We start from the raw sequence: 463 nt of genomic DNA, 5'->3' as shown, positions 1-463 counted from the left end.
AGGATATTTACCGCCATGGATCCCTCGAAATACCATGAGTTCCGATGAAACAGTTATCACGCAGAGGTTATCCCGATCTGGCGAAAAAACAAAGCGGTTATCCACACGTCCAGTCGAAATGCCGCCGGAAAATTTCGGCAGTTTCACGATGTTTTTTTACTGGTCTGGATTGCTTTGGGCTGCTCGATGTCCAGTCCGCTGAGTAACCAGTCCAACTGACGCCAGGTGATTGCCTGGGCTTCGGAACTTTTCCGTGGCCAGCGGTACCGGCCCTGTGTGACGCTCAGCCTTTTATAAAGGAGAACATATCCATCTGGTTCGTGGAGCAGGATCTTAATCCGGTCACATCGTTTCCCACAGAACAGGAACAGGGAGGACTGGTCTGGGTCCATAGAAAGTTTATCCCGGATAATGCTGCAGAGACCATCGATGGACTTGCGCATATCAGTTGCGCCGCACACGA

Annotated in this window: 1 protein-coding gene; it reads right to left on the bottom strand. The window is 51.0% G+C overall.

Annotation, left to right across the window (positions count from 1 at the left end; translation table 11 throughout):
- Positions 1-143: 143 nt before the first annotated feature.
- On the bottom strand, positions 144-463 hold a 320-nt coding region (gene tnpB, locus NE473_RS30220; protein ID WP_256265560.1), incomplete at its 5' end, for an IS66 family insertion sequence element accessory protein TnpB.

The sequence above is a fragment of the Hungatella sp. SL.1.14 genome, assembly GCF_024460495.1.
In the GTDB taxonomy this organism is placed as follows: domain Bacteria; phylum Bacillota; class Clostridia; order Lachnospirales; family Lachnospiraceae; genus Hungatella; species Hungatella hathewayi.
Note: the sequence above shows the minus strand (reverse complement) of the source record. Positions and strands in the feature narration are given on the sequence as shown.